This window comes from Corynebacterium sp. LaCa_23 (assembly GCF_058182375.1).
The window spans coordinates 1,342,583-1,364,643 of sequence record NZ_CP190825.1 but is presented as its reverse complement, the minus strand read 5'-3'; the positions used below and the strand labels follow the sequence as shown (position 1 = coordinate 1,364,643).

The window sequence follows — 22,061 nt, the reverse complement described above, 5'->3', positions numbered from 1 at the left end:
GGCCGGCGCGATGGATGAAACCAATATTCCCGGAGCATTGCTTCAGGCCATGCAGGCCGGCGCGGCGGTGCGCGGTACCACAAGCCCCAATCCTCCTGTAGGCGCGGTGATTTTGTCTGCTACCGGCGCCGTTGTGGGGCGCGGTGCGACCCAGCCGGTGGGCGGTGCCCACGCGGAAGTCATGGCGCTGCGCGCGGCCGGCGAGAAGGCCCGCGGCGGCACGGCCGTGGTTACCCTGGAGCCCTGCGCGCATACGGGCAGGACGGGTCCCTGCGCCACGGCGCTTATCGATGCCGGAATTGCCCGCGTGTTCTACCTGCATCCCGATCCCACGCCCCAAGCGGGCGGGGGTGCGCAGGCCCTGGCCGCCGCCGGGGTTGAGGTGGGCCAGCTCACCGCACCGGATGGCGTCGAAGACGCGGTGCGTGCCTGGTTGCGCGCGGTAAAGCTGCAGCGCCCGCACGTCACCCTGAAATTTGCGCAGACCTTAGATGGGTTTACCGCTGCCGCCGATGGCACGAGCCAGTGGATCACTGGGCCTAAGGCCCGCGAGTGGGTCCACGCCGATAGGGCGCGGCGCGATGCCATCATTATCGGCACCGGCACCGCGCTTGCCGATAACCCCTCGCTTACCGCGCGCTTTAGCGATGGGAGTCTGCGAGAGCACCAGCCGCGCCGCGTGGTCATCGGCAAGCGCGATCTCCAAGCCGCGGGTGAGAAGGCTTCGCACCTGCAGCGGCTGGGATTTGAGCAATATGACACCATCGAGGGCGCGCTGAAGGAGCTATATGCCAGCGGCGCCCGCGACGTCTTGGTGGAAGGAGGGGCTGGCCTGGCCCAGAGCTTTATCGAGGCTGGCGCCGTGGATACGCTGGCGGCGTATATTGCCCCCATCCTGCTCGGCCAAGGGCGTGGGGTTCTGGCGAATGCGGTGGCGCACACGCTTGCCGATGCCCCACATTTTACCACCGTGCGCACCACCAGCCTCGGGCCCGATGTCCTCATCGAATACGAGGCGCGGAATGAGCGTTAAGAGATTAGATACTTAAGAGATAAACACAAGGGGATTAATTGTTTACAGGGCTAGTACAAGAACTCGGCACGGTAGCCGCGCTCGAGCAACAGGCGGATGCGCTGCGGCTGAGCATTCGCGCGCCGCAGACGGTGAGTGATGCGCGCTTAGGAGATTCCATCGCCATCAACGGCGTGTGCCTTACCATCGCGGAATTGGATGTGGATATTTTCTGCGCTGATGTGATGCAAGAGTCATTGGACCGGACGGGACTCGGTCAGCTGAAAGAGGGCGCGCGGGTGAACGTTGAGCCGGCATTGCTGCCGACCACGCGGCTGGGTGGACACATGATGCAGGGCCATGTCGATGGCACGGCGCGCTTGGTCTCGCGCGAGCACTCGGAGCACTGGGACGTGCTGCGCTTTAGCTTGCCCCGCGATCTTGCTCGGTACGTCGTGGAAAAGGGCTCCATCGCGGTCAACGGCACGTCCTTGACCGTCAGCGCCGTAGGCGAAGATTGGTTCGAGGTCTCCCTCATCCCAACCACCTTGCGGGAGACGACGCACGGTGAATCCAAGGTTGGCGATATCGTAAACCTCGAGGTGGATGTGCTGGCGAAGTACGTGGAAAAGATGCTTCACCCCGAATCCGGAAGTGCTCAAGCAAAGGACTAGACTGCTAGGTTATGTTCGCGACTGAAGAGAGCATCCATTTTGATGCCATCGATCACGCCATTGCGGAGATTGCCGCCGGCAAGCCGGTCATCGTCATGGATGATGAAGGACGGGAAAACGAAGGGGATCTGATCTTTGCCGCGGAGCTGGCAACCCCGGAACTGGTCGCGTTTATGGTGCGGTATTCCTCCGGATACGTGTGCGCCTCGCTATTGCCGGAAGATTGCCAGCGGCTCGATTTGCCGCCGATGATGGCGCAGAACCAGGATGTGCGCCAGACGGCCTATACGGTCACCGTGGATGCGGCGACAGGCTCTACCGGAATTTCTGCGGCCTCCCGCGCGGAAACCATCCGCCGCTTGGCGGATCCTTCGACCCAGTCCAGCGACTTTACCCGGCCGGGCCACGTTGTTCCCCTGCGCGCGCGGCCCGGTGGGGTGCTGGAGCGCGATGGGCACACGGAAGCCGCCGTCGATTTGGCCCGCCTTGCTGGCCTTCGCCCTGCCGGCGTGCTGTGTGAAGTCGTATCAGAAGAAGACCCGACGGATATGGCCCGCGGGCCGGAGCTGCGCCGCTTTGCCGATAAGCACGGCCTCGCCCTGATTTCTATCGCGCAGCTCATTGAGTGGCGCCGCCACCATGAGGTGCAAACCCAGCGCGCGGTGGAAACCCGCCTGCCCACCGAGTATGGCGAATTCACCGCGATTGGTTACAGACATGACCTCGATGGCCAAGAGCATATCGCCTTGATCGCCGGTGATCCCACGCAGCTTCGTGGAGCCCGTGATGTTGTGGTGCGCGTGCATTCCGAGTGCCTGACCGGAGACGTCTTTGGCTCGCGCCGCTGCGATTGCGGCCCCCAATTGCAGGAATCCCTGCGCAAGGTGCAGGAAGCCGGCAGCGGGGTAGTCATTTACCTGCGCGGCCACGAGGGCCGCGGGATCGGGTTGGTGCACAAGCTGCAGGCGTACAGGCTCCAGGACGAGGGCTGGGATACAGTCGATGCCAACCTGGAACAAGGGCTGCCCGAAGACGCCCGCGAGTATTCCGTGGCCGGCCAGATCCTGAAGGACCTTGGGGTGGAATCGGCGCAGCTGTTGACCAATAACCCACACAAGGGAGAAGGGCTCGCCGGATTCGGCATTGAAGTCAGCCAACATACCCCGCTTACCATCGCCGCCAACGCCGATAATATTCGGTATTTGCGCACCAAACGCGACCGCATGGGCCACAATCTTCCGCAGGTGGCACAGTGGGACGCGCAGCACGAAGGAGAATTAGGTAAATGAGTAAAGAAGGATTACCGGCTATCGCCCAGGTAGATGCGCGCGGCCTCCGCGTCGCGGTGGTGACCGCGACGTGGAACGAGGAAGTCTGCGATCAGTTGCACCAGCAGGCGGTGGAGACTGCGCGTGCTAATGGGGCAGAGGTCGCGGAGTTCCGCGTCGTCGGCTCCCTGGAACTGGGCGTGGTTGTCCAAGCAGCCGCGCGGAAATTCGATGCCGTCGTTGCCTTGGGCTGCGTCATCCGTGGCGGTACTCCGCACTTTGATTACGTCTGCGATTCCGTCACCCAAGCCCTCACGCGCATCTCCTTGGATGAATCGACGCCGATTGGCAATGGGGTATTGACGGTCAATGACCAGCAGCAGGCCATCGATCGCGCAGGTTTTCCTGACTCGGCGGAAAACAAGGGCGCAGAATCCATGATTGCGGCTTTAGATACCGCGCTGCAATTGCGTAGACTAAACGCAGATTAAAGGCAGGCAGGACTTCCGGAGGAGTAAAGCACATGAATGAGGCCGCAGCCTCGAATGAATCCCACCCGCGCCGCTCTCTCAGCGATGCAGAGGTATTGGCCTATACCAGCGCGGATCCCTTCGCACGGACCACGTCGAAGCCGTGGGAGTATACCGCCAAGTCCCCGTTTTTGCGCAAGATTGCCATCGGCTGGGTCATCCTAGTCATGGCCATCCATATTTTCATGGGTGTCACTCTCGATATCTCTTTTACCGGCGCGCACGTGACCACCATCGATAAATTCGCTTTCCCCGGTGTGGGCGTAGTCATTTCCATCTTGTCCTGGATTGCGCTGAACCGGCCGCGGCTGCAGGCCAATGAGGATGGGGTAGAGGTCCGCAATATCATCGGCACGCGCTTTTACCCGTGGCAGGTGGTCTACGGGCTATCCTTCCCCGTCGGCCAGCGCATGGCCCGCCTCGAGCTGCCCGAATTTGAGGCCGTGCCCGTGTGGGCGCTGCAGTCCGGCGATAAAGATACCGTGATCACAAAAGTCCGTGACTTCCGCGATCTGGAAGCCAAATACATGCCGCAGGATTAAGCATTGGCAGATCCAACGACCTATCGCCCCGCCCCAGGAACCATTCCGACGGAGCCGGGCGTTTATAAGTTCCGCGATGAAAACAAGCGCGTCATCTACGTAGGCAAGGCCAAAAACCTGCGGGCGCGCCTGTCCAATTATTTCCAAGACATCACGCAGCTGCACCCGCGCACGCGGCAAATGGTGTTGACCGCCAGCTCCGTGGAGTGGACGGTTGTTGCCAGCGAAGTTGAAGCTCTGCAGCTGGAATATACCTGGATTAAGCGGTTCGACCCGCACTTCAACGTCATGTACCGCGATGACAAGACGTATCCCATGCTTGCCGTCTCGGTGGGAGAGGTTGTCCCGCGCGCCTTTTTCTACCGCGGCCCCCGCCGCAAGGGGGTGCGCTACTTCGGGCCCTATTCCCATGCATGGGCGGTGCGCGAAAGCCTGGATCTACTCACCCGCGTCTTTCCCATGCGCACCTGTTCAAAGGGTGTATATAACCGGCATGAGCGGCTGGGGCGGCCGTGCCTTTTGGGCTACATCGGCAAGTGCGATGCGCCCTGTATCGGGCGGGTAAGCAAGGAAGAACACCGCGAGACCGTCAATGAGTTGGTCTCGTTCATGAACGGCAATACGGCGGGCGTTAGGCGCAAGCTGGTCAAGGACATGGAGGCTGCCGCCGAAAACCTGGAATTTGAGCGCGCGGCGCGGCTGCGCGATGACCTTGGGGCCATCGATAAGATTATGGAGCAACAAGCGGTTGTCTTCGCCGATGGCACCGATGCCGATCTGATTGCGTTTAATTCCGATGAATTGGAAGCCGCCGTCCAAATCTTTCACGTCCGCGGCGGCAGGATCCGCGGCCAGCGCGGCTGGGTCGTTGAACGCGCCGGCGACCAGGCAACCTCTGAGCCCATTGAGGAGGGCCAACCCGATCCCGCCTTGCCCGCCCTGGTGCAAAACTTCCTCATCCAATTTTACTCGGATGCCGTGGAGCGCGAAGAACAAGAAGCCCGCGAAGATGCGGCTTTAGCTGCGGATGTGCCGCGGCGCGGGGTGGACCAGGAATCGCACATGGAACAGCGCCACGTCCACGTCATCCCGCGCGAGATTCTGGTCCAGGCCATGCCGGAGGAGTCCGAACAAGTGGTGTCCCTCTTGGAAGACCTGCGTGGTGCGCGCGTCGATCTGCGCGTTCCCCAACGCGGCGATAAACGCTCCCTTATGGATACCGTGGAGAAGAACGCCAAGGAGCAGCTGCGCCAGCACAAGCTGAAGCGCGTGGGCGACCTCACCGCGCGGTCTGCGGCGCTGCAGGATATCCAGGATGCTTTGGGAATGGACCAAGCGCCGCTGCGCATTGAGTGCACCGATATTTCGCATATCCAAGGCACCGATGTCGTCGCCTCCCTGGTGGTTTTTGAAGACGGTATCCCGAAGAAATCCGATTACCGGCGCTACCGCATCAAGGAAGCCGCCGGCGACGGGCATTCCAATGACGTCGGCTCCATTGCAGAAATCACGCGGCGCCGGTTTAAGCGCCACAACCAAGATAAGTTGGCGAACCCGGACGAGGAAAAGGAAGAATCCTCCTTCGCGGAAGAGAAGGTGGCGGAAGAATCCGCCGAGGCAGGCCGCCGCTTTGCCTATCCTCCTCAGCTTTTTATCGTCGACGGCGGCGCACCGCAGGTGGCCGCGGCGCAAGAGGTATTCGATGAACTGGGCATCGTCGATGTCACCCTCGTGGGGCTGGCCAAGCGCTTGGAAGAAATTTGGGTGCCAGGCGATGATGAACCGGTGATTTTGCCGCGCAATTCCCAGGCCCTGTTCTTGCTGCAGCAGATTCGCGATGAGGCGCACCGCTTTGCCATTACCTACCACCGGCAACAACGGTCTAAGCGCATGCGTTCTTCGGCGCTCGATGCAATTCCTGGTCTCGGTCCACAGCGCCGGACGGATTTGGTCAAGCATTTTGGCTCCGTCAAAAAGCTCAAGGCTGCTTCGGTGGATGAGATCTGCGAGGTCAACGGCTTCGGGCCGAAGCTGGCCCAGACCGTCTACGATAAGTTGCACGACGCACAGTAAATAAGCAGCATTCTGGCAGAAGTGTAGAGCGCGAAAACGCTAGACTGGTGTGCATGACGCACTTCGAGACTCCGCCCATCTTGATTACCGGCATGTCCGGCGGCGGGTTGAGTTCCGCCGCCAAGGTTTTTGAGGATAAGGGCTACTACGTGGCGCATAATATCCCGCCGCGCGCCATCGTGGACCTGTGGAAATTGTGCAACCAGGAAGAAACGCCCGTTGAAAAGGTTGCGGCGGTAACGGACGTGCGTTCCCGCATGTTTCCGGGGTCCCTCATGGAGACCATCGATGAGTTAACGGCATTGGGTATGAAGCCCACCGTGCTCTTCCTCGATGCCCGCGATGATGTGCTCATCCGTCGCTTCGATTCTGTGCGGCGTACGCACCCATTGCAGGGCGAAGATACCTTGAAGGTGGGCATTCAACGCGAACGCCAAGCGGTGGCCGAGATTCGGGATCGCTCCGATATCATCATCGATTCCACGAACCTCTCGATTCATGACTTGCGCCGGGCTATCGAAGCTGCATTTGGCGAATTTCAGAATACGAACCAGCACGTCACGGTGGAATCCTTCGGATTTAAAAACGGTTCCCCGCGCGATGCCGACATCGTTGTCGACGTACGCTTTTTGCCCAATCCCTACTGGATTCCGGAGCTGCGCGGCTGCCGCGGTACGGATGCGCCTGTGGCCGATTATGTCCTGTCGCAACCGGCCGCCCAGAAATTTGTGGATAATTTTGTCGCCATGTTTTCCACCATGCTCGAGGGATACCGGCACGAGGGCAAGAACTTCATCACCGTGGGCGTCGGCTGTACCGGCGGGCATCACCGCTCGGTGGCGGTAGCTGAGGACATCGCCAAGCGCCTGCGCGCCAATGACACCCTTGACGTCAGCATTTTGCACCGGGATATCGCCCGCAATTAGGGCTGAGGAGCATTAAAAACTGTATGGAACACCCTTCTCATATGGTCTGCCTTGGCGGCGGCCATGGTCTTTATCAAACCCTTTTATCCGCGCGGCGCAGCAATGCAGCGGATATTTCTGCCATCGTGACGGTTGCCGATGATGGCGGATCTTCGGGGCGCCTGCGCCGGGAATTGGATATCATTCCACCCGGTGACCTGCGCATGGCTTTGGCGGCGCTAGCCGATGACAATCGGATAGGCGAGCTGTGGGGCAAGACCCTCCAGCATCGCTTTGGCGGCAATGGCGCTATGGCAGGCCATGCCGTGGGCAACCTCATGATCGCCGGTTTGACCGGGGTTTTGGGCGATTACCAGGCCGCCTTGGACGCGGTGGCGGAGCTTACCCACTCGCACGGGCGGGTCATCCCCGTGGTCCCGCATCCCCTAGAAATTGAGGCCGATGTCTCAGGGCTTGACGATGACCCCCGGGTCATGCGCCAGGTCCGCGGCCAGGTCGCGGTGGCATCGACGCCGGGGCAAGTACGGCGGGTGCGCATCCTGCCTGAAGCACCCCAAGCGAGCCCGGCTGCGCTGGAGGCCATTAGGCAGGCTGATCTTATTACCATCGGTCCGGGATCCTGGTTTAGCTCCGTGCTGCCACATACGTTGGTGCCAGAGATCGTCCAGGCCATTTCTGAATCCAATGCTTTGCGCGTCGTCATGCTCAACCTGTCGGCCGAACCGGGAGAAACCCAAGGCTTTTCCGCGGAGCGCCACGTGCATGTGCTTGCCCGTCACGCACCGAATTTACGGATCGATCGCATCGTGGTGGATGCAGCAGCCTTGCCGAATGAGAGCGAACGGGTTTATGTGCAGCGCGCCGCGCAAGCCTTGGGGGCCCGCGCGGTATTTGCGGATGTCAGCATTCAGGATGACAATGGACAGCGATTGATGAAACACGATCCAGACAAACTTTCTTCTGTCATCGTGGATCTTTATAACGAGTACCGGCGAGCCTAGTTAAAATCAGGCCAGCCAGTCCTCAATGCGCGGGGCACGGTAAAATAAGAAAATTCAGTTTCCCACGCAGTAGTTGGTGTGCGTGGGGCCGTGCATTGCACAAGCGTCATTCGTGACTGTGACAGAGAAATGGGGCGAACTAGGTGACCACACCGTTGACCGAACAGGTCAAAGAAGAACTAGCGGCGGTAGGCGTAACCCGTCAGTCCGCGCGCGCAGCGGAGCTCGCATCGATTCTGCGCTTTGCCGGAGAGGTAGACGTCTCTGGGGACAGCATGGCCTATGAGCTCGAGCTCGATAACCAGGCTATTGCGCAGCGCATCCTCGTGGCTTTAGACGAGCTCTATGGGATCGAAGCGGAAAGCCATGTTGTTGGCCCTGCGGGGACGGCGAAGAAATCCCGCGTCATCGTGCGCATCACCAAAGGAGCGAAGGAGCTAACCCGCCGCCTGGGCCTGATCACCCGTTCCGGTCACGCCGTGGTGGGGCTTCCCCCGCAGGTCATTTCCGGCACGGTGGCAGATAGCGAGGCCGCGTGGAGGGGTGCCTTCCTTGCCCACGGCAGCCTGACGGAGCCAGGGCGTTCTTCGGCGCTGGAAGTAACCTGCCCCTGCCAAGAGGCCGCGTTGGCACTCGTGGGCTGCGCGCGGCGCCTGGGGATTTCCGCGAAGACAAAAGAGACCCGCGGCGAGGATCGGGTCGTTGTTCGCGACGGCGATGCCATTGGCGCGCTGCTGACCCGCATGGGCGCGCAAGTGACCCGCCTGTCGTGGGAAAAGAAGCGGGTAAAGCGCGAAGCGCACGACACATCGCGCCGGTTGGATAACTTTGATGATGCCAACCTGCGCCGTTCCGCACGGGCCGCCGTGACCGCCGCGGCGCGCGTGGATAGGGCGATGGAAATCTTGGGTGATGACGTTCCCGAGCACCTGGCCGATGCCGGCCGCCTGCGCGTGCAGCACCGCGAGGCCTCCTTGGAAGAGCTCGGCCGGCTGGCGGATCCGCCCATGACCAAGGATGCGGTAGCCGGGCGCATTCGGCGCCTATTGTCCATGGCGGATAAGCGGGCCGAAGAACTGGATATCCCCGATACTAACGAGTCCATCTCGGACGATCTTTTTGGTGACTCTTAGCCGCTGGGCACGATTGGCTCCGGCTCTTTGAACCACGAAAGGCGGGAAGGAAAGCACTGAGGTGCTTGTCCTTCCCGCCTTGTGTTGTGCCGCGGCCCAACCCCGTGGATGATGGGAGTGCTGGGCGGCGGGCTAAGTGCTTAAAGCCGGTGGCGGCCTAAGCCTTATGGGACCAAGAAGCCCAAGACGTTGGTCATCAAGAAGACGATGACACAGACAACGGCCAAGAACGCGATGGAGTAGCCCACGACGTTCTTCAAGATGACGGATTCCTTGCCCTCCATGGATACGGCGGTTGCCGCAATGGCCAGGGACTGTGGCGAAATCATCTTACCCACAACACCACCGGCGGTATTGGCGGCCAGCATGAGGTCAGGGTTGACGCCAATGCGGTCAGCGGCGGCGACCTGGAGGTTGCCAAAGAGCGCGTTCGCGGAGGTATCGGAGCCGGTCACCGCGGTACCGATCCAGCCCAGCACGGGAGCGAAGAGAGCGAAGATGGAACCGGCGGAAGATACGAATTCACCGATGGCGATGGTCTGACCCGAGTAGTTCATCGTGTAGGCCAAAGCGAGGACCAAGACAATGGTCAGCCCGGAGAACTTCATGCGGTTGGCAACTTCACCAAAAGCTTGCACGGGTTGGGCGAAGCTGAGCTTGTAGCTGCCGTTTTCGTTGCAGAAGTGATAAACAATGGCCACGATAATGCCGGAGAGCAAGAGCAAGGTACCGGGGTTGCCAAAGACATTGAAGCTAAAGCTGGTGTCCATGGCCTCGCCGTTGGTGCCGATGACGGTGCCATCCAGCAGCGGCCACGCGAACTTCAGCTTCCAGAAGCCGAAGATCGCCGGTGCTGCGGTCGCGATGGCAAATACGGCGGTAACGACGGCGTAGGGCAGCAGGGCCATCCAGATGCGGCGGCCATTGAGGTCGGTCGACGTTTCTGCGGCGGGCAGCTCCATGCGCTCGCGCAGCTGCGCGACGCCGCGTGGCTTCCAGACGCGGAGGAAGATGAAGGCGGCACCCAGGGAGACGATGCAGGCAATAACGTTGGTGAGCTGGTAAGCAAAGAAGGTGGCGGTCAGCCACTGTGCGGCGGCAAAGGAAATGCCGATGACCGCGGCGGCGGGCGCCGTTTCCTTCACGCCGCGCATGCCGTCCAGGATGAATGCGATGAGGAACGGAACAATCGCGGCAATGACCAAGACCTGCAGGGCGATAAGGCCGGCGATATCTTGGGTTTGCTCGGCGGTACGTCCGCCAACCTCACCGGCGGTGGTGACCGGAATACCAACCGCGCCGAATGCCACCGGAGCGGTATTGGCAATAAGAACGACCGTCGCAGCGCGCAGCGGCTTGACGCCGAGCGCCATAATCATGGTGGCGGTGATGGCCACCGGGGCGCCGAAACCCGCAAGGGCTTCAAGGAGGCCACCGAAACAGAAGGCGATGAGCATCGACTGGATGCGGATATCGCCATCGCCTAAGAGGTCGAAGGTCTTACGCAAATCTTCGAAGCGGCCCGAGGCGACCGTGATTTCGTAAAACCAAATCGCCGTAATAATGACCCAAACAATGGGCAGGAAGCCGAAGAGCCCACCGCGGACCGCGGAGGACAGTGCCATATCCACGGGCATCGAAAAGGCAACTATGGCCAGGATGATGGAGGTCGCAAGGGCAACGGCTCCTGAAGTGTGTGCACGGGCTTTAAAGCCCATCAACATAATGAAGAAAGCCACGAGGGGGAGAATTGCCACGAGCGCGGTGAGCCCAAGACTGTCTCCCACAACAGAGGTATTTATCTCAAACATTGAGTATCCTCGATTCTAACGGGGGTACTATCGCAGGCGCATTCGGTCTGCGGGGGACTTAAATTAGTTGCCCACGCGTTTCAGGCGAGAGCTAGCGCCGAGCGAATGCCCGAGTGCTACCTGGAACACAGTGAGTTAGCGTAAGCATATCGCGTCATAAACGCGGTCGTGTGATTTGGCCCAAGTTAATTTATGTCACCGTCTCTGTGGGGAGTCAGTGTGCGAGCAGGCAGCGGAATACTCCGTACAGTGATATATCACACATTAACGGTGTAAAGTCCACAAGAACCAACTTAAACGGGCTTGAACTGCCGGATAATTTGGGAGAAACAAAAATACTCGGGAAGATTGTACGCCTAGATCGGAAAACTTTCAGATACTTTTCTGGCAGCCTTGCAGCCCACTGCACGCGCTATAAAGGCTCTGTAGTATTGCGGTTGTTGGGCAAAGCCTCGGGCACCTTACTCACCCAGAGCAGTAAAGTACTCGAAGGACCCGCGGTAGGCCCATAGAAATTATTACTCGACTTTTTGAGGAGATTTACAGTGACTACCCGCGTAGGCATTAACGGCTTTGGCCGCATTGGTCGTAACTTCTTCCACGCAGTTAACCGGACCGACAACGACCTTGAGATCGTTGCCGTCAACGACCTGACCGATAACCAGACTCTCTCTAACCTGTTGAAGTACGACTCTGTACTGGGTCGCTTCGACGGCGAGATTACCTACGATGATGACTCCATCACCGTCAACGGCAACCGCATCCAGGTCTTCAACGAGAAGGACCCAAAGAACCTGAAGTGGGGCGAGCTGGACGTGGACCTCGTTATCGAGTCCACCGGCCTGTTCACCAACGGCAACGACGCAAAGGCTCACATTGAGGCCGGCGCCAAGAAGGTCATCATCTCTGCTCCTGGCAAGGAAGTTGACGCAACTTTCGTCTACGGTGTTAACTCCGACACTTACGACCCAGCTAACCACGACGTTATTTCCGCAGCTTCCTGCACCACCAACTGCTTGGCTCCTATGGCCAAGGTCTTGAATGATAAGTTCGGTGTGGAAAAGGGCCTGATGACCACCGTTCACGCTTATACCGGTGACCAGCGCCTGCAGGACGCTCCTCACAAGGACCTGCGCCGCGCCCGCGCCGCAGCCGTCAACCTGGTACCTACCTCCACCGGTGCAGCTAAGGCCGTCTCCTTGGTCCTGCCTGAGCTGGAAGGCAAGCTGGACGGCTACGCAATGCGCGTTCCGGTCATCACCGGTTCCGCAACGGACCTGACCTTCACCGCTTCCCGCGACGTCACCGTTGAGGAGATCAACGCCGCACTCAAGGAAGCAGCTGAAGGCGAGCTGAAGGACACCCTCGCATACACCGAGGATCCGCTGGTTTCCACCGACATCGTCACCTCCCCGCACGGCTGCATCTTCGATGCCGGCATGACCAAGGTCTCCAACGGCAACCTGGTCAAGGTGCTGGGTTGGTACGACAACGAGTGGGGCTACACCTCCCAGCTCGTCCGTATGACCAACCTGGTTGCAGAAAAGCTCTAAAGTTCTAATACAGAGCAGCCCTTAATGCGATACCGGCCACAACGAACGCCCCTGACGGCACGACGTTGTGGCCGGTATCCTTTTATGTAGGAACCTCAACTGCAGAGTTCACTTTAAAAGGAGTAACACATGGCTTTTAAGACCCTAGATAACCTGCTAGAAGAAGGCGTAGAGGACCGCCACATTCTGGTTCGGTCTGACTTCAACGTGCCGCTGGATGATGACGGAAATATCACCGACCCCGGCCGCATTACCGCATCTCTTCCCACCATCAAGGCTCTTGTCGATGGCGGCGCGAAGGTCATCCTTTCCGCACACCTCGGCCGCCCCAAGGGTGAGGTAAATTCCAAGTACTCCCTGGCTCCGGTCGCAGAAGCGCTGTCTGAGGCCCTAGGCCAGTACGTTGCCTTGGCCAACGACGTCACCGGCGAAGACGCCCACGAGCGCGCCAACGGACTAAACAGCGGCGATGTCATGCTGGTAGAAAATGTCCGCTTTGACCCACGCGAGACCTCTAAGGATGAGGCAGAGCGCGGCGAATTCGCCGACGAGCTCGTCGCCCTGGCTGCCGATAACGGCGCCTTCGTCTCCGACGGCTTCGGCGTTGTTCACCGCGCACAGACGTCTGTGTATGACGTCGCCAAGCGCCTGCCCGCCTACGCCGGCAAGCTGGTGGAAAAGGAATTGGACGTATTGTCCACCGTGGCCAAGGATCCAGCGCACCCTTACGTCGTCGTTCTGGGCGGCGCAAAGGTTTCCGACAAGCTCGGCGTTATCGAAGCCCTTGCCGGAAAGGCCGACAAGATCATCATCGGCGGTGGCATGTGCTACACCCTTCTGGCCGCTAAGGGCTACAACGTTCAGGAGTCTTTGCTGCAAGAGGACCAGATCGAAAACTGCAAGAGCCTGCTGGAGCGCTTCGGCGACAAGATCGTCCTTCCGGTAGACCTCACCGCCGCCAGCGAGTTCGCCGCAGACGCTGAGACCAAGGTTGTTGAGCTCGATGGCATCCCTGAGGGCTGGATGTCCCTGGACATCGGACCCAAGTCCATCGAGGAATTCGCCGACGTACTGGCAGATTCCAAGACCGTATTCTGGAACGGCCCCATGGGCGTATTCGAAATGGAAGCCTTCTCCAAGGGCACCGCTGGGGTGGCGCAGGCGATTATCGATGCCACCTCCTCCAACGGTTCCTTCTCCGTCGTCGGCGGCGGCGACTCCGCAGCCTCCGTGCGCACCTTGGGCCTCGACGAGGATGGCTTCAGCCACATCTCCACCGGCGGCGGCGCATCCCTTGAATACCTCGAGGGCAAGGAGCTGCCGGGCGTTTCCGTGCTCGAGGCATAAACCGCCTAAAACAGCTAAATACAGGCGTACACAGAAAGGATTAATTATGGCACGTACACCACTTATTGCTGGCAACTGGAAGATGAACCTCGATCACATCGAGGCCATCGGTTCCGTTCAAAAGTTTGCCTTCTCCCTGCCGGAGGATTACTACGACAAGGTCGATGTAGCCTACATGGTTCCATTTACCGATATCCGCACCATTCAGACCCTCGTTGAGGGCGATAAGCTGAAGATCACCTACGGTGCGCAGGATATCTCCAAGCACGAATCCGGCGCCTACACCGGTGAGGTATCCGGTCAGATGCTGAGCAAACTGGGCTGCAGCTGGGCAGTCGTCGGCCACTCCGAGCGCCGCGAATACCACGGCGAAACTGACCAGCTGGTCGCTGAGAAGGCCGCAGCGGCCCTGGAGAATGGCATCAGCCCCATCGTCTGCGTGGGCGAGCCACTCGACGTGCGCGAGGCCGGCACCCACGTTGACTACGTGGTGAACCAAACCCGCGATTCCCTGCAGGGACTTAGCGCCGAGCAGCTATCCAAGACGGTTATCGCCTACGAGCCCGTGTGGGCCATCGGCACCGGCAAGGTTGCCTCCGCCGATGACGCGCAGGAAGTGTGCGCCGCCATCCGCGGCCTGGTCAAGGAACTCGCGGGCGACGAGGTCGCCGAGGGCATCCGCATCCTGTACGGCGGTTCCGTGAAGGTCGATTCCGTTGCTGATATCGTCAGCAAGCCCGACGTAGACGGCGGCCTTATCGGTGGTGCTTCCTTGGTAGGAGAGGACTTTGCCAAGTTGGCTGCCAATGCCGCTAATGCCGTTAGTTAACATGCGTTAACAACCATTACAAGGTGACTTGTGTGCCGCGGGTTGGGGTGAGCCCCGCCCGCGGCATGGTGTACAGTAGGCCCTTGTGATTGCTTTGCGTAGGCAAAGCCGGAAAGTACTTCGCGCCGGTGGCTAGCGTGACTTTCGGTAGTACATCGAAGGTGCCACTGGGCGCACGTTGAGAAAAGGAAGAACCTCATGGTCTTAGCACTGGAAATCATTTTGCTAATTTCAGCTATTTTGATGTCCATCTTTGTGCTTTTACACAAGGGCAAAGGCGGCGGCCTGTCTAGCCTTTTCGGCGGCGGTGTGCAATCGAACCTGTCCGGTTCGACCGTGGTGGAAAAGAACCTAGACCGCTATACCGTCGTCATGGTGATTATCTGGTTGGCCTGCATCGTTGGCCTTAACCTTATCCAGGCCTACGCTTCTTAGGAAGCACGCGGCAGGCCACCGCTAACCACTAGCGGCGGCCAACCGCGCAAAACAGCGCCGGTACTTCAGTCCCATAACCCTTCGTAGAGAAGGGAAAGGACCGAGGTACCGGCGCTTATGCGTTAAGTGGCGGTGCCGCCGTTGCTGACTTTACAACTCCTGGGCGGCATCGTCTGCAAGGAAGAGGATCGTTTCCTTCGTCCCATGCGCACCAGCGGCTGGGCACTCCTCAGCGTCAACGCCGTCTACGATATCCTTTGCGGCAGCGGCTTTTTCCTCCCCGGCGACCAAGAGCCAGACGCGCTCGGACCTATTGACCGCCGCCAACGTAAGAGTAATGCGCTCGCTGGGGGGCTTTGGGGAATCGTGTACCGGTACTGCGAGTTCTTCCCGCTCACGGATGGCAGGTGAGTGGGGGAACATAGAGTTAATGTGGCCTTCTGCGCCCATTCCCAAAAGGTGTAAATCGAACCCTAAAGGTGCGAAGTCTTTCAACTCTGGCTCGTAGGCATTGGCGGCCGCTTCCATGGAGACCGCACCGAGGTCGAATCCGTGGATATTCTGATTAGGGATGTCGACGTGATCGAGCAGTGCGGAGCGCGCTTGGCCTTCGTTGGAAGCTGGGTCGCTGACCGGAACATTGCGCTCATCGCCAAAGAAGATGTGCACGCGGGACCAATCGATGCGCAAGGCGGGGTAGTTCTCGCCTTGCTGCTGTGCGGCGAAGTCTAAGCGCGCGAGCTCGTGCAGCAGCCCAATTCCTGCGCCCCCGCCAGTTAGTACGACTCTTGCCACGCCGTCACCATGGAGGCCACCGTTGCCGGCCTGAATACCGGCGATGGTCTCAATGAATTTGAGTGCGGCTTGGAAAATAAGGTCATCTACATCGCTGACGCGGTGAAGCGTTACCATTCGGTATCAGAATCCTTTGCAAAGAATCGGTATGAGCACGTGCGCTATTAAAGCTTACTGTAGTCTACTTCTCCCAGAGCACGCAGCGCCTGAGCATAAGTTTTATCGGCGTCGAGGTGCCGCAATTCCTCCGAGAGGATTTCGGTTTGCGTGCGCGGGCTCAAACTAACCAGCGAGTCTGGCGTGCCAGGCACGCGCACTCGCACGGTGCGCTCGTCTACGACATCCACATCCACGTGGGTCGTTTCCCGGTTAAAGCGCAGGTGGGTAACCGGGAAATAGTCACTGTTGGTTTCCTCTGCCGTGCGCTGTACCGGGACGCTGAGTCGGTCAAGCAACCAGCCCGCCGCGAAGTTGGGTGCAGGATGCCCCGCGGGGCCGGCGACCTCTACCGATAGCACCTTTTCATGGGGATGATGGTCGAGCGCCGATGCGACAACCCCGCGCCACAAGGTGATGGAGGCCCAGGACATATCGGAATCGCCGGGGGAGTAGCCATGAGAAAGCGCGCGCAGATCCTGCTCGCCCACGGTGCCTTTATGGGCCACATTCGTGATGCGACGCTGCGCCAACTTGCCCACGGGGCTTTCCGAGGGCACCTGCGGGCACACGTTGGGCCACCACGCAACCAGCGGGGTATCCGGCAGCAGGAGCGGGGTCAGCACGGACTCGGCTTGATCCGCGAGTGCCCCGTGCAATTGCATGACTACGGTTTCGGACGCACCGGCCTCACCACCGACGCGGAGCTGGGCATCGAGCTGGGTCTCGGACTTCGGGTCGCCCGGAACCACGACGAGCACGCGGGAGGGATGCTCATGAGAGGCATCGCGCACAGAGGCAAGGATTTGTTCCAGATCGTCGCCTTCTTGTGCCTCCACGATCAGGGTGAGCACCCGGCCGGTGGTGCGGGTGTAGTGCTCCTGGGCATCGACAAGCTTCTTGGCAATTTCACCGGTGGTGGTATTAGGCAATGGGATAATCATTGACTACGTCCCTTCTACGGGCGACGCCAGGAATGACCCCGGCGGCGCAGCATCTTATCGGCTGAGGTGGGTCCCCACGTGCCCGCCTTATAATCTTCGGGCTCGCCATGCTTAGACCAGTAATCGAGGATCGGATCCAAAATGGACCAGGATAGCTCGACTTCCTCATTGGTGGGAAACAGGGATGATTCATCGAGAAGCGCATCCAAGATGAGGCGTTCGTATGCCTCGGGGGACTCCTCGGTAAATGCCTCGGCGTAGGCGAAGTCCATGTTTACATCGCGGACTTCCATGGTGGAACCAGGCACCTTCGAACCAAAGCGCATGGTCACGCCCTCGTCGGGCTGAACGCGGATGACCACGGCGTTTTGGCCAAGGGCATCGGTTTCGCCATCGACAAAAGGCTGGTTCGGCGCGGCCTTGAAGACTAAGGCGATCTCGGTGACGCGACGCCCCAGCCGCTTGCCCGTGCGCAGGTAGAAAGGCACGCCTCCCCAACGCCGCGAATTGACCTCCAACGTGCACGCCGCATAGGTCTCTGTGGTGGAGGCGGGATCGAAGCCCTCCTCCTCGCGCAAGCCCTTCACGTATTCCGAGCCCTGCCAGCCGGCGGTGTACTGACCACGGGCGGTGGTTTTATTGAGCGGATGGACCGGCTGCGTAGCGCGCAGCACCTTGACCTTTTCAGCGCGCAGCGCCTCCGGCTCGAAGGAAGAAGGCTCTTCCATTGCCACGAGGGCGAGCAGCTGCAGCAGGTGGTTCTGAATGACGTCTCGGGCCGCACCGATTCCGTCATAATAGCCAGCGCGACCGCCAAGCCCAATATCTTCGGCCATGGTGATTTGCACGTGGTCGATATAGTGCGCGTTCCACATCGGCTCAAAAATCTGGTTGGCAAACCGCAGCGCCATGATGTTTTGCACGGTCTCTTTGCCCAGGTAGTGATCGATGCGGAAGACGGCCGATTCTGGGAAGACCGCGTTGACGATCTCATTGAGCTCGCGCGCGGATTCCTGGTCGTGGCCAAAGGGCTTTTCGATGATCACTCGGCGCCACGAGTCCTCCATGGAATTGGCCATGCCCACGCGTTCCAACTGGTGGCAGATATCGGAGAAGAACTCTGGCGGCACCGAAAGGTAGTATGCCCAATTGCTTCCCGTACCGCGGGCCTTATCCAGCTCGGCCAACCGCGCAGAAAGCTTGTCGAAGCCCTCATCATCGAAGGAGCCTTGCACGAACTCGATTCCTTGGGATAAGTGCTCCCACACGTCGTGGTTAAAGTCAGTGCGGGCACCGGCTTCTACCGCGCTGCGGAAATAATCGCAGAAGTCCGCGTTATCCCAGTCCCTGCGGCCATAGCCGACGAGCGTGAAGCCAGCGGGCAAGAGACCGCGGCTAGCAAGGTCATAGATGGCCGGCAGGAGCTTTTTGAAAGCTAAATCGCCGGTCACACCAAAGATGACCATGCCCGCGGGGCCCGCGATGCGTGGCAATCGTTTATCGGCGGCATTACGCAAGGGATTGACCCAAGCGGCTGAGTCCGTCACGGATTATCCTTCCTAGAGGGAAAAGCTAAGTAGTCTTTCAACTAGTGGCGGCATAATGCCCCGCCGGCTATCCGGCGGGGCTAGGACCACGGTCGTAGTTTACGCGAGTTGTTGTTTGAGGGAATCAAGGAGGTCATTCCACGCGGCGACGAACTTATCGACGCCCTCGCGCTCCAGGACTGCAAAGACATCTTCTAGGTCAATGCCCACCGATTCGAGCTGGGAGAAGACCTTCTCGGCTTCTTCGCCGGCAGTGGAGAGGGTATCGCCGTGGAAACCACCCTCCTGCAGGACCGCATCAATGGTCTTTTCCGGCATGGTATTTACCGTGTGCGGGCCAGCCAGCTCGGTCACGTACAGCGTTGCTGGGTAGTCAGGGTTCTTCACGCCGGTAGAAGCCCACAGCGGGCGCTGAATGGGCGCGCCTTCTGGGAGGCCGTTGTTGTCACCGAGCAATTCTTCCTGGAAGAGGGCGTAGGCACGCTGCGCGTTAGCGACACCGGCCTTGCCTCGCAAGGACAGGGCCTCATCGGAACCGATAGCTTCCAAGCGCTTATCCACTTCCGTATCCAGGCGGGAGACGAAGAACGATGCGACCGAGTGAATCTTGGTGACGTCCTTGCCACCCTCGGCTGCGCGCTTGAGCCCAGCCTGGAATGCGGCGATGACCTCGCGGTAGCGGGCGACCGAGAAGATCAGGGTGACGTTGACGCTGATTCCCTCTGCCAAGGCATCCTCGATAGCGGGGAGGGAGCCCTTGGTAGCCGGGACCTTGATCATCGCATTGGGGCGGTCCACCTGGTCCCACAGTTCGCGGGCCTGCTTGAGGGTTGCCGCGGCATCGTCGGAGATGCGCGGATCCACCTCGATGGATACGCGGCCATCCTGGCCGTCGGACTCGGCATAAATATCGGCAAAAAGGTCACAGGCGTTTTGTACGTCCGTAATTGCCAGGGAGTAGACGGCTTCATCGGCCGAAGCGTTCTTCTCCTTCAAGGCTGCCAGGTCTTCGTCATAGGCCGTGCCGCTGGTCATGGCGGTGGCAAAGATAGCCGGGTTGGTGGTCACACCCACGATGGACTTGGAGGAAATAATCTCCTTCAAGTTTCCGGATTCCAAGCGCTGGCGCGAGAGATCATCGAGCCACGTGGAGGTGCCCAATTGGGCAAGTTCAGAAATGTTGTTCATAGTCATTCCTTTTAGCGTCGGTGAGGTGGGCTTAGCTTTGGGCTTCGGCGATGCTTTCGCGTGCAGCATCGGCAACCGCAGCAGAGGTAAAGCCAAACTTTTCGAAGAGCTCGTCGCCGGGAGCGGAGGCCCCGTAGTGCTCTAGGGAGACGTTGCGGCCGAAAGTACCGGTGTACTTGTGCCAGGACTGAGCGAGGCCGGCTTCGACGGAAACGCGGGCCCTCACGCTGCTGGGCAGGACCGATTCGCGGTATTCTGCGTCCTGCTCGTCGAACCACTCCAAGCACGGCGCCGATACCACGCGGGCTGCCGTGCCTTCGCTTTCGAGCTGGTTGGCTGCCTCCACCGCGAGCTGTACCTCCGAGCCAGTGGCCAGCAAGATAACATCGGGCTCGTCCTTGGAGCCTTCGACCAAGGTGTAGGCGCCGCGGCGAACGCCATCGCGTGCCTTTTCCTTGGTGCCTTCCAAAATAGGGAGGTTCTGGCGGCTAAGCGCAAGTCCCTTCGGGGCTGCCTTGTATTCCATCGCTGCGGCCCAGGCCTGTGCGGTTTCATTGGCATCGGCAGGCCGGATTACAGACAGGTTCGGAATGGCGCGCAAGGCCGACAGGGTTTCTACCGGCTGGTGGGTAGGGCCGTCTTCGCCCAAGCCAATGGAATCGTGCGTCCACACGTAGTAGGTATCGGTAGACATCAGCGAGCCGAGGCGCACGGCCGGGTACTGATACTCGGAGAAGATCAGGAAGGTACCGCCATACACGCGGGTATTTCCGTGGAGGGCGATGCCGTTCATGATGGCGGACATCGCGTGCTCGCGGATGCCAAAGTGAAGGTTGCGGCCATAAGGCTGCGCGGACCACTTATTGGTGGTGATGTTTTCAGGGCCGAAGGAATCCGCGTCCTTAATCACGGTGTTATTGGACCCCGCTAGATCGGCCGAGCCGCCCCACATTTCCGGCAAGGCGGCGGCCAGCGCCTGGATGGTCGCCTCAGAGGCCTTACGGGTGGCGATCGCATCACCTGGCTCCCATACGGGGAGTTCGGCATCGAAGTTCTCCGGCAATTCGCGGGCGCTCATGCGGTCAAAGAGCGCCTTATTCTCGGCGTTGTCCGCCGCCCACGCGTCGAACTTCTCTTGCCACTGCGCGTGCTTTTTGGCGCCGCGCTCGCGCAGCTTGCGGGTGTGGGCCAAGACCTCATCATCAATGTGGAAGGTTTTTTCTGGGTCGAAGCCGAGGACTTCCTTGGTGGCGGCAACTTCGTCATCGCCAAGCGCCGCGCCGTGCACGCCGCCGGTGTTCATCTTGGTCGGGGCAGGGTAGCCAATGACCGTCTTCACGCGGATGAAGGAGGGGCGCTCCGTTTCCTGCTGGGCATTGCGCACTGCCTCTTCAATGGCAACGACGTCCTCGCCGGATTCCACGGTCTGGACGTGCCAGCCGTATGCCTCATAGCGCGCAGCGACGTCCTCATTGAAGGCGATATTGGTGTCATCCTCGATGGAAATGCGGTTGTCATCCCAGAAGACAATCAGGTTGCCCAGCTTCTGGGTGCCAGCCAAAGACGATGCCTCAGCGGTAACGCCTTCCTGCAGGTCGCCGTCGGAGGCAATGGTGTAGACGTAGTGATCAAAGGGGGATTGGCCGACCGGTGCCTCAGGATCGAAGAGGCCGCGCTCCTTGCGGGCGGCCATGGCCATGCCTACAGATGATGCCAGACCCTGGCCGAGTGGGCCGGTGGTGATCTCCACGCCATCGGTGTGGTGCACCTCAGGGTGACCAGGGGTAAGGGAACCCCAGGTGCGCAGCTGCTCGAGATCTTTCATCTCCAAACCGAATCCACCCAAGAAGAGCTGGATGTAGAGGGTCAGGGACGAGTGGCCGACAGACAGCACGAAGCGGTCGCGCCCAGCCCAATTCACATCATTGGGATCATGGTTGATAACGCGCTGGTAGAGCGTATAGGCGAGGGGAGCCAGTGACATCGCCGTGCCGGGGTGCCCGGAGCCGCAGTTTTGGACGGCATCGGCAGCAAGCACGCGCACAGTGTCGACCGCGCGAGTATCGGTGTCTGTCCAGTCGTCCGGATAACGGCGCTCGACCATAGCTTGCAGGTCTGGGGACAAATTATCTTTCGACACGGTATAAGGCCTCGCTTAAATCTAGGCGTTAATTACTGAACTCCACACAGTCTAGTTACTTTTTTGACGGCGGTGCGGAATTATTGAAAGCCGCGGGGAACCGGTAAGCTGGCATGGCTAAGCGGTGTACGGCACAGCATTAGTTACTCTCTGCGTT

General features: G+C 59.9%; 19 protein-coding genes. 13 read left to right on the top strand and 6 right to left on the bottom strand.

Annotated features, from left to right (window positions below; translation table 11 throughout):
* Positions 1–10: 10 nt before the first annotated feature.
* The 9 genes from ribD (at position 11) to whiA (ending at position 9,159) form a co-directional block, all read left to right on the top strand.
* Complete coding sequence (gene ribD, locus ACP8IT_RS06620) at positions 11–1,033, top strand: bifunctional diaminohydroxyphosphoribosylaminopyrimidine deaminase/5-amino-6-(5-phosphoribosylamino)uracil reductase RibD (RefSeq protein ID WP_490289777.1); 1,023 nt, start codon at positions 11–13, stop codon at positions 1,031–1,033.
* 38 nt (positions 1,034–1,071) lie between these two features.
* Positions 1,072–1,686, top strand: a complete 615-nt coding sequence (locus ACP8IT_RS06615; RefSeq protein WP_490289776.1) for a riboflavin synthase — start codon at positions 1,072–1,074, stop codon at positions 1,684–1,686.
* Between the two features lie 11 nt (positions 1,687–1,697).
* Positions 1,698–2,975, top strand: a complete 1,278-nt coding sequence (locus ACP8IT_RS06610; RefSeq protein WP_490289775.1) for a bifunctional 3,4-dihydroxy-2-butanone-4-phosphate synthase/GTP cyclohydrolase II — start codon at positions 1,698–1,700, stop codon at positions 2,973–2,975.
* The gene (gene ribH, locus ACP8IT_RS06605) at positions 2,972–3,445 is read left to right on the top strand and encodes a 6,7-dimethyl-8-ribityllumazine synthase (protein WP_284609441.1); all 474 of its coding nucleotides are present in this window, start codon (positions 2,972–2,974) and stop codon (positions 3,443–3,445) included. The genes ACP8IT_RS06610 and ribH overlap by 4 nt, the downstream gene beginning before the upstream one ends.
* A 32-nt stretch (positions 3,446–3,477) precedes the next feature.
* On the top strand, positions 3,478–4,026 hold the full coding sequence (locus ACP8IT_RS06600; RefSeq protein ID WP_005279101.1) for a PH domain-containing protein: 549 nt from the start codon (positions 3,478–3,480) through the stop codon (positions 4,024–4,026).
* A 3-nt stretch (positions 4,027–4,029) separates the two neighbouring features.
* A complete protein-coding gene (gene uvrC / locus ACP8IT_RS06595; RefSeq protein ID WP_005279102.1) occupies positions 4,030–6,099 on the top strand; it encodes an excinuclease ABC subunit UvrC in 2,070 nt (689 codons plus the stop codon).
* Positions 6,100–6,143: 44 nt separating this feature from the next.
* On the top strand, positions 6,144–7,025 hold the full coding sequence (rapZ, locus tag ACP8IT_RS06590) for an RNase adapter RapZ (RefSeq protein WP_172596749.1): 882 nt from the start codon (positions 6,144–6,146) through the stop codon (positions 7,023–7,025).
* A gap of 23 nt (positions 7,026–7,048) precedes the next feature.
* Positions 7,049–8,026: a gluconeogenesis factor YvcK family protein gene (locus ACP8IT_RS06585; protein ID WP_490289774.1), complete on the top strand. Its 978-nt coding sequence runs from the start codon at positions 7,049–7,051 to the stop codon at positions 8,024–8,026.
* Between the two features lie 155 nt (positions 8,027–8,181).
* Complete coding sequence (whiA, locus tag ACP8IT_RS06580; RefSeq protein WP_084538544.1) at positions 8,182–9,159, top strand: DNA-binding protein WhiA; 978 nt, start codon at positions 8,182–8,184, stop codon at positions 9,157–9,159.
* A 164-nt stretch (positions 9,160–9,323) separates the two neighbouring features.
* Here the strand turns inward: whiA and ACP8IT_RS06575 are convergent, their stop codons facing one another.
* Positions 9,324–10,970 (bottom strand): L-lactate permease, encoded by a 1,647-nt coding sequence (locus ACP8IT_RS06575; protein WP_490289773.1) that lies wholly within the window; start codon positions 10,968–10,970, stop codon positions 9,324–9,326.
* A gap of 545 nt (positions 10,971–11,515) precedes the next feature.
* Between ACP8IT_RS06575 and gap the strand changes: the two genes are divergently transcribed.
* The 4 genes from gap to secG all read left to right on the top strand — a co-directional run bounded on the left by gap (position 11,516) and on the right by secG (position 15,134).
* On the top strand, positions 11,516–12,523 hold the full coding sequence (gene gap / locus ACP8IT_RS06570; protein WP_023028837.1) for a type I glyceraldehyde-3-phosphate dehydrogenase: 1,008 nt from the start codon (positions 11,516–11,518) through the stop codon (positions 12,521–12,523).
* A gap of 129 nt (positions 12,524–12,652) precedes the next feature.
* Positions 12,653–13,870 carry a phosphoglycerate kinase gene (locus ACP8IT_RS06565; protein ID WP_005283081.1) on the top strand — a complete coding sequence of 406 codons (1,218 nt, stop codon included), beginning with the start codon at positions 12,653–12,655 and terminating at the stop codon, positions 13,868–13,870.
* Positions 13,871–13,916: 46 nt separating this feature from the next.
* The gene (tpiA, locus tag ACP8IT_RS06560) at positions 13,917–14,699 is read left to right on the top strand and encodes a triose-phosphate isomerase (protein ID WP_005283078.1); all 783 of its coding nucleotides are present in this window, start codon (positions 13,917–13,919) and stop codon (positions 14,697–14,699) included.
* 198 nt (positions 14,700–14,897) lie between these two features.
* Positions 14,898–15,134, top strand: coding sequence for a preprotein translocase subunit SecG (gene secG / locus ACP8IT_RS06555; protein WP_005279116.1), 237 nt, complete (start codon positions 14,898–14,900; stop codon positions 15,132–15,134).
* 150 nt (positions 15,135–15,284) lie between these two features.
* Here secG and pgl read toward each other — a convergent pair whose 3' ends face one another.
* The 5 genes from pgl to tkt form a co-directional block, all read right to left on the bottom strand.
* Positions 15,285–16,046 carry a 6-phosphogluconolactonase gene (gene pgl, locus ACP8IT_RS06550; protein WP_490289772.1) on the bottom strand — a complete coding sequence of 254 codons (762 nt, stop codon included), beginning with the start codon at positions 16,044–16,046 and terminating at the stop codon, positions 15,285–15,287.
* 47 nt (positions 16,047–16,093) lie between these two features.
* Positions 16,094–17,029 (bottom strand): glucose-6-phosphate dehydrogenase assembly protein OpcA, encoded by a 936-nt coding sequence (locus tag ACP8IT_RS06545; protein ID WP_284897430.1) that lies wholly within the window; start codon positions 17,027–17,029, stop codon positions 16,094–16,096.
* 14 nt (positions 17,030–17,043) lie between these two features.
* Positions 17,044–18,576, bottom strand: a complete 1,533-nt coding sequence (zwf, locus tag ACP8IT_RS06540) for a glucose-6-phosphate dehydrogenase (RefSeq protein WP_237800863.1) — start codon at positions 18,574–18,576, stop codon at positions 17,044–17,046.
* Between the two features lie 99 nt (positions 18,577–18,675).
* Positions 18,676–19,764 carry a transaldolase gene (gene tal, locus ACP8IT_RS06535; RefSeq protein ID WP_490289771.1) on the bottom strand — a complete coding sequence of 363 codons (1,089 nt, stop codon included), beginning with the start codon at positions 19,762–19,764 and terminating at the stop codon, positions 18,676–18,678.
* 31 nt (positions 19,765–19,795) lie between these two features.
* Positions 19,796–21,868 (bottom strand): transketolase, encoded by a 2,073-nt coding sequence (gene tkt, locus ACP8IT_RS06530; RefSeq protein ID WP_490290598.1) that lies wholly within the window; start codon positions 21,866–21,868, stop codon positions 19,796–19,798.
* Positions 21,869–22,061 lie beyond the last annotated feature (193 nt).

Excerpts from the sequence above, each read along its gene's own strand:
- ribD (WP_490289777.1), top strand. The coding sequence starts at position 11 with ATGGATGAAACCAATATTCCCGGAGCATTGCTTCAGGCCATGCAGGCC.
- ACP8IT_RS06610 (WP_490289775.1), top strand. The coding sequence starts at position 1,698 with ATGTTCGCGACTGAAGAGAGCATCCATTTTGATGCCATCGATCACGCC.
- ribH (WP_284609441.1), top strand. The coding sequence starts at position 2,972 with ATGAGTAAAGAAGGATTACCGGCTATCGCCCAGGTAGATGCGCGCGGC.
- ACP8IT_RS06600 (WP_005279101.1), top strand. The coding sequence starts at position 3,478 with ATGAATGAGGCCGCAGCCTCGAATGAATCCCACCCGCGCCGCTCTCTC.
- ACP8IT_RS06585 (WP_490289774.1), top strand. The coding sequence starts at position 7,049 with ATGGAACACCCTTCTCATATGGTCTGCCTTGGCGGCGGCCATGGTCTT.
- ACP8IT_RS06575 (WP_490289773.1), bottom strand. The coding sequence starts at position 10,970 with ATGTTTGAGATAAATACCTCTGTTGTGGGAGACAGTCTTGGGCTCACC.
- ACP8IT_RS06565 (WP_005283081.1), top strand. The coding sequence starts at position 12,653 with ATGGCTTTTAAGACCCTAGATAACCTGCTAGAAGAAGGCGTAGAGGAC.
- tpiA (WP_005283078.1), top strand. The coding sequence starts at position 13,917 with ATGGCACGTACACCACTTATTGCTGGCAACTGGAAGATGAACCTCGAT.
- secG (WP_005279116.1), top strand. The coding sequence starts at position 14,898 with ATGGTCTTAGCACTGGAAATCATTTTGCTAATTTCAGCTATTTTGATG.
- pgl (WP_490289772.1), bottom strand. The coding sequence starts at position 16,046 with ATGGTAACGCTTCACCGCGTCAGCGATGTAGATGACCTTATTTTCCAA.
- ACP8IT_RS06545 (WP_284897430.1), bottom strand. The coding sequence starts at position 17,029 with ATGATTATCCCATTGCCTAATACCACCACCGGTGAAATTGCCAAGAAG.
- tal (WP_490289771.1), bottom strand. The coding sequence starts at position 19,764 with ATGAACAACATTTCTGAACTTGCCCAATTGGGCACCTCCACGTGGCTC.
- tkt (WP_490290598.1), bottom strand. The coding sequence starts at position 21,868 with ATGGTCGAGCGCCGTTATCCGGACGACTGGACAGACACCGATACTCGC.